Annotated in this window: 4 protein-coding genes; all 4 read left to right on the forward strand. The window is 66.4% G+C overall.

What is annotated here, in order from left to right; all coding sequences use genetic code 11:
• Positions 1-62: 62 nt before the first annotated feature.
• The 4 genes from tpx (at position 63) to CFE50_RS05700 (ending at position 6,517) form a co-directional block, all read left to right on the forward strand.
• Positions 63-563, forward strand: a complete 501-nt coding sequence (tpx, locus tag CFE50_RS05685) for a thiol peroxidase (protein ID WP_286731940.1) — start codon at positions 63-65, stop codon at positions 561-563.
• Positions 564-722: 159 nt separating this feature from the next.
• Positions 723-1,958: an MdtA/MuxA family multidrug efflux RND transporter periplasmic adaptor subunit gene (locus CFE50_RS05690; RefSeq protein ID WP_286731941.1), complete on the forward strand. Its 1,236-nt coding sequence runs from the start codon at positions 723-725 to the stop codon at positions 1,956-1,958.
• 9 nt (positions 1,959-1,967) lie between these two features.
• Positions 1,968-5,114 (forward strand): multidrug efflux RND transporter permease subunit, encoded by a 3,147-nt coding sequence (locus tag CFE50_RS05695; protein ID WP_286731942.1) that lies wholly within the window; start codon positions 1,968-1,970, stop codon positions 5,112-5,114.
• A gap of 5 nt (positions 5,115-5,119) precedes the next feature.
• Positions 5,120-6,517: an efflux transporter outer membrane subunit gene (locus CFE50_RS05700; protein WP_286731944.1), complete on the forward strand. Its 1,398-nt coding sequence runs from the start codon at positions 5,120-5,122 to the stop codon at positions 6,515-6,517.
• Positions 6,518-6,586 lie beyond the last annotated feature (69 nt).

Raw genomic sequence — 6,586 nt, forward strand, 5'->3', positions numbered from 1 at the left:
TTTGATCGGCCGCGGAAAACGTGTTTACTCCCTGTCCCGTCTCATGAGAAAAGGAGCAGTTCATGGCAACCGTCAATTTGCGTGGCAACCCGGTCGAAGTGCAGGGCAACCTGCCGCAGCCTGGTCAGCAGGCCCCGGCCTTCAGCCTGGTCAATGGCGATCTGCAGGACATCACCCTGGCCAGCCTCGCCGGCAAGCGCAAGGTGCTCAACATCTTCCCCAGCGTCGATACCCCGACCTGCGCCACCTCGGTGCGCAAGTTCAACAGCGAAGTCGACAAGCTGGATAACACCGTGGTGCTGTGCATTTCCGCCGACCTGCCGTTCGCCCAGAAGCGTTTCTGCGGCGCCGAAGGCCTGGAAAAGGTGGTGAACCTCTCCACCCTGCGCGGTGCCGAATTCCTGCAGAACTATGGCGTTGCCCTGGCCAGCGGTCCGCTGCAGGGCCTGGCCGCCCGCGCCGTGGTGGTGCTGGACGAGCAGGACAAGGTGCTGCACAGCGAGCTGGTACCCGAGATCGGCCAGGAGCCGGACTACGCGGCCGCACTCGCCGTTCTCGGCTGATTGCCGCCAACCCACCGCCCCGCGCGGTGGGCGCTTTGAGACGGGCAGGCGCCTTTTGTGTCTGCCCGTTTTGCTTTAGGTAAAAACGCGGTAAAGGGGCTGGTTAGCCGTCTCGCTACTGCTTATCTTCCGCCTTTCCCAGCGTGTACGTATCTTCCGATGTCCGACTCTTCGCCTCGCTCTTCCTCCCGTCGCCGACTGGTCTGGCTGCTCGTCCTCGTGGCGCTGGTGGCCGCGGGTGGCTGGTATTGGTATCACCAGCACGGCCAGAAGAACGAGGCCACTGCCGGCAAGGGCGCGCGTTCGCCCTTCGGCATGACCGGGCCCACGCCGGTACGGGTGGTGGCGGTGGAGCAGCGCAGTTTCCCCATCGTGCGCAAGTCCATCGGCACGGTGACGGCCCTCAATACCGTCAATGTCCGTACCCGGGTCGCCGGCGAACTGGTGCGGGTGGCCTTCGAGGAAGGCCAGAAGGTCAAGGCCGGCGAGTTGCTGGCCAGCATAGATCCACGCCCCTATGAGGTGGCCCTGCAGCAGGCCGAGGGCACCCTGCAGCAGAACCAGGCGCAGCTGCGCAACGCCGAGCTGGATCTCAAGCGCTACCAGGGGCTGTTCCGCGAAGACAGCATCGCCAAGCAGACCCTGGATACCCAGGAAGCCCTAGTCAACCAGTATCGCGGCACCCTCAAGAACAGCCAGGCGGCGGTGGCCGATGCCAAGCTGAATCTGGCCTTCACCCAGATCAAGGCGCCCATCGCCGGGCGCGTCGGCCTGCGCCAGCTGGACGGCGGCAACCTGCTGTCCGCCAATGACAGCACCGTGGTGGCCGTGATCACCCAGACCCAGCCGATCTCGGTGGTCTTCACCCTGCCGGAAAGCCAGCTGGGCGAATTGCTCAAGCGTGCCCGCGCCGGCCAGACCCTGCCGGTCGAAGCCTGGGATCGCGGCGGTTCGCGCAAGGTCGCCGACGGCACCCTGCAGAGCTTCGACAACCAGATCGACACCGCCACCGGCACCCTCAAGTTCCGCGCCCGTTTCGCCAACGGTGACGAGGCGCTGTTCCCCAACCAGTTCGTGACCGTGCGCGTGCGCGAACAGGTGCTGGAGCAGGCCCTGGTGGTGCCTTCGGCCTCCATTCAGTTCGGCTCCAATGGCACCTTCGCCTACGTGGTCGGGGCCGACAACAAGATCCAGGTGCGCAGCCTCAAGCTGGGGCCGGATGACGGCAGCCTGACCGTGGTCACCGAGGGCCTGGCCGCCGGTGACCGGGTGGTGACCGAAGGCACCGACCGGCTGCGCGAGGGCAACGAGGTGGAGGTGGTCACCGGGGCCTCGGCGGCGCCCAGCGAACCGGCCAAGCCGGCGGTACGCAAGCCCGGCAAGACCCAGGGCTGACCGGCCGCGATGGATATCTCGCGCCCCTTCATCCTGCGCCCGGTCGCCACCACCCTGTTGATGGTGGCGCTGCTCATCGCCGGTCTGCTGGCCTATCGCCTGCTGCCGGTCGCGGCCCTGCCGCAGGTGGACTATCCCACCATCCGCGTGCTCACCCTCTATCCGGGCGCCAGCCCCGACGTCATGACCAGTGCCGTCACCGCGCCGCTGGAACGTCAGTTCGGGCAGATGCCGGGTCTGTCGCAGATGGCCTCCACCAGCTCCGGCGGGGCCTCGGTCATTACCCTCAGATTCAATCTCGAGCTGGACCTGTCGGTTGCCGAGCAGGAGGTCCAGGCGGCGATCAACGCGGCCAACAACCTCTTGCCCAACGACCTGCCGGCGCCGCCGGTGTACAACAAGGTCAATCCGGCCGATACCCCCATCGTCACCCTGGCGATCAGCTCCAGGACCTTGCCGCTGCCCACGCTCTACGACCTGGTCGATACCCGCATGGCGCAGAAGCTGGCCCAGGTGAGCGGGGTGGGGATGGTCAGCCTGGCCGGCGGCCAGCGCCCGGCCGTACGCATCCAGGTCGATCCGGACAAGCTCGCCGCCCACAACCTGACCCTGGCCGACGTGCGCAGCCTGGTCACCAGCGAGAATACCAACCAGCCCAAGGGCAGCTTCGACGGCCCCACCCGGGTCGCCACCCTGGATGCCAACGACCAGTTGCGCGATCCCAAGGCCTACGGCGACCTGATCCTCAACTACGCCGACAATGGCGCCCTGCGCCTGGGTGACGTGGCCACCATCGTCCAGGGCGCGGAAAACGACCGCCTGGCCGCCTGGGCCAATCGCAGCGGCGCCATCCTGGTCAATGTCCAGCGCCAGCCCGGTGCCAACGTCATCCAGACCGTCGACCGCATACAGGCGCTCTTGCCCAGCCTCAGGGAAAGCCTGCCGGCCGGTCTCGACATCGCCGTGCTCAGCGACCGCACCGAGACCATCCGCGCGGCGGTCACCGACGTCCAGCACGAGATGCTGCTGGCGGTGGGGCTGGTGGTCATGGTCACCTTCGTCTTCCTGCGCCGCTTCAGCGCCACCCTGATCCCCTCGGTCACGGTGCCGCTGTCGCTGATCGGCACCTTTGGCGCCATGTACCTGGCCGGCTTCTCGCTGAACAACCTGTCGCTGATGGCCCTGACCATCGCCACCGGGTTCGTCGTCGACGACGCCATCGTCATGCTGGAAAACATCTCCCGGCATCTGGAAGAGGGCGCCACGCCCATGGAAGCGGCGCTCAAGGGCGCCCGCCAGATCGGCTTTACCCTGGTGTCCCTGACCGTCTCGCTGATCGCCGTGCTCATCCCGTTGCTGTTCATGCAGGACGTGGTCGGCCGGCTGTTCCGCGAATTCGCCATCACCCTGGCGGTGGCCATCCTCATCTCCCTGGTGATCTCGCTGACGCTCACGCCGATGATGTGCGCCCGGCTGCTCAAGCGCGAACAGGCTGGCGAGCACCGGCTGGTCTGGCTGGAACGGCTGATCGCCGGCTACGGCCGCGCGCTGCGCTGGTCCCTGGCCAACCGGGCGCTGATGCTGCTGCTGGCGGTGGCCACCTTCGTGCTCACCGCGGTGCTCTATCTGCTGGTGCCCAAGGGCTTCTTTCCGGCCCAGGACACCGGTTCCATCCAGGGCATCACCGAGGCGCCCCAGTCCATTTCCTTCCGCGGCATGAGCGAGCGCCAGCAGGCGCTGGCCGAGGTGGTGCTGCAGGACCCTGCGGTAGCCAGTCTGTCTTCCTACATCGGCGTCGACGGCGACAATGTCACCCTTAACAGCGGTCGCATGCAGATCAACCTCAAGCCGCAGAGCGAGCGTGACGTGACCGCTCAGGAGGTGATCGATCGGCTGCGGCCCGAGGTCGCCAAGGTGGTGGGCATCACCCTCTACATGCAGCCGGTGCAGGACCTCAGCGTCGAGGACCGGGTCAGCCGGACCCAGTACCAGCTCAGCCTGGACTCGCCCGATGCCAATCTGCTCGACACCTGGGTGCCGCGCCTGACCCAGGCCCTGCAGCAACGCCCGGAAGTCACGGATGTCACCAGCGACCTGCAGAACAAGGGCCTGCAGCTGTACCTGACCATCGACCGAGACGCCGCGGCGCGCCTCGGTGTCCAGGTCTCGGCCATCACCGACGCCCTCTACGACGCGCTCGGTCAGCGGCAGATCTCGACCATCTACACCCAGGCCAACCAGTATCGGGTGGTGCTGGCCAGCGCCGCCGCTGACAGCCTGGGTCCGGACGCCCTCAGCCAGGTCTGGGTGAAGGCGGGCAGTGGTACCTCGTCCAGCGGCAGCAGCGGCACCGGAACGGCCACCACCAGCGAAACCACCACGGACACCAGTCGCGCGCCGGTGCGGCTGTCCAGCCTGGTGAAGATGGAACAGCGGCCGACCCGGCTGGTGATCAACCACCTGAGCCAGTTCCCGGCGGTGACCCTGTCGTTCAACCTGGCCAACGGCGTTTCCCTCGGCGCCGCCGTGGCGGCCATTGATGCGGCCAAGCAGGAGATCGGCCTGCCGGTGGGGATCAACACCCACTACCAGGGCGCGGCGGCAGCCTTCCAGGCCTCGCTGTCCAGTACCCTGCTGCTGATCCTGGCGGCGGTGGTGGTGATGTACATCGTCCTGGGAGTGCTCTACGAGAGCTTCATCCATCCCCTGACCATCCTCTCCACGCTGCCCTCGGCGGCCATCGGCGCGCTGCTGGCCTTGCTGCTCACCGGCAACGACCTCGGCCTGATCGCGGTGATCGGCATCATCCTGCTGATCGGCATCGTCAAGAAGAACGCCATCATGATGATCGACTTCGCCCTCGACGCCGAACGCCAGCGCGGCCTCGATCCGAAGACCGCCATCCTCGAAGCCTGCAGGATGCGCCTGCGCCCCATCCTCATGACCACGCTCGCCGCCCTGTTCGGCGCGCTTCCGCTGGCCATCGGTTTCGGCTATGGCTCCGAACTCCGCCGACCCCTCGGCGTTTCCATCGTCGGCGGCCTCATCCTCAGCCAGCTCCTCACCCTCTACACCACGCCCGTCGTCTACCTCTTCCTCGATAACCTCCGCCATCGGTGGATGGTGAAGAGGAGATGGTTAGAGGTTAAAGGTTAGAAGTGATGGGTCCTCTCCCTTTCGTCATTCGTGCTTCGTCATTCGTCATTTTTCTTCCCGTGAAACCGCTCCCTTTCCTCGCCCTCTTCCTCACCGGCTGCTCGCTCACCGCGCCGAAGCAATCCCCGGATCTCGATGTTCCGGCGAACTTCAAGGAAAGCGGGATCTGGAAAGCCGCGCGACCTTCCGCGCATCTCTCGCGGGGCGAATGGTGGCGCGTGTTTGGCGATGGTGAGCTTTCGTCGCTGATGAGGCGCGTGGATGTTTCCAATGCCAGCCTCGCCGTGGCCGAGGCCCGCTCGCGTGAGGCCGCCGCGCTGGTGAAGGGGGCGAAGCTTTCCTTTCTGCCCAATCTAACAGGAATCGGCTCGAGCATCAAATCCACCGGGTCGGACGGCTTCGTCAATGCGGAGGGGCTCAACTCCGCCTGGGAGCTCGATTTGTGGGGTCGCCTCCGCAGCAACGCCCGCGCCGTCACCGCAGGAGCCGAGGCCGCGGCGGCGGATGTGGAGTCCACCCGGCTGAGCCTGCACTCGCAGACCGCGCAGACCTACTTTTCGCTTCGCGCGGTTGATGCCCAACGGGATTTGCTGGATCGGCAGCTGGTCAGTTATGAGAAATCCCTGGAGGTCACCCGCAACCGCTATGCGCAAGGCGTGGCCACGCGTGGCGACGTCGCCCAGGCGGAGGCCCAGCTCGCCGCGACGAAGACCGCCGCGCTGGAAACCGGCGTGCAGCGCGCCACCTTCGAACATGCGCTGGCGGTCCTCGTCGGTCAGGCTCCGGCCTCGTTCTCGATGCCACGTGGCTCGCTCCCTGCGTCGGTGCCTTCGATCCCGAATTCCACTCCCTCCCGACTCCTCGAACGCCGACCGGACATCGCCGCGGCCGAGCGTCGCGTCGCGGCGGCCAACGAGCGCATCGGAGCTGCAAAGGCCGCCTTTTTCCCTGCTCTCAGCCTGGATGCCAGCACCGGTTGGCGAGGTGCTGCCAATCTTCTGCCAACGCCCACGCGGGTGTGGTCGCTCGGTCCGGAACTCGTCGCCCCCCTGCTCGATGGCGGCCAGCGGATCACCGAGAAAGCCCGGGCCGATGCCGCCTACGACCGCACCGTTTCCGAATATCGTCAGATCGCCCTGACGGCCTTTCAGGAAACCGAGGACGCGCTTTCCACCCTTCGCATCCTCGCCGCCGAATCGAAGACCCAGCAAGCCGCCGTCAAAGCCGCGCGGGAAAGCGAACGCATCGCCCTCAACGAATACAAGGCCGGCACCCGCGACTTCCTCAACGTCAGCATCGCCCAGGCCAACGCCCTCAACGCCGAGCGCAACGCCCTCGACATCCAGGCCCGCCGCCTCATCTCCACAGCCAGGCTCGTCACCGCGCTGGGTGGTGGGTGGTAGTCGTCGCGAACTCGTGGTCTTGGACTGCGGCAGGCTCCTGCCTCTTTTACAAGGCAGCCTGCTGCTGTT

Origin of the sequence: Pseudomonas sp. PGPPP4, from assembly GCF_002256045.1 — a bacterium.
In the GTDB taxonomy this organism is placed as follows: Bacteria; Pseudomonadota; Gammaproteobacteria; order Pseudomonadales; family Pseudomonadaceae; genus Chryseomonas; species Chryseomonas oryzihabitans.

Excerpts from the sequence above, each read along its gene's own strand:
- tpx (WP_286731940.1), top strand. The coding sequence starts at position 63 with ATGGCAACCGTCAATTTGCGTGGCAACCCGGTCGAAGTGCAGGGCAAC.
- CFE50_RS05690 (WP_286731941.1), top strand. The coding sequence starts at position 723 with ATGTCCGACTCTTCGCCTCGCTCTTCCTCCCGTCGCCGACTGGTCTGG.
- CFE50_RS05695 (WP_286731942.1), top strand. The coding sequence starts at position 1,968 with ATGGATATCTCGCGCCCCTTCATCCTGCGCCCGGTCGCCACCACCCTG.
- CFE50_RS05700 (WP_286731944.1), top strand. The coding sequence starts at position 5,120 with ATGGGTCCTCTCCCTTTCGTCATTCGTGCTTCGTCATTCGTCATTTTT.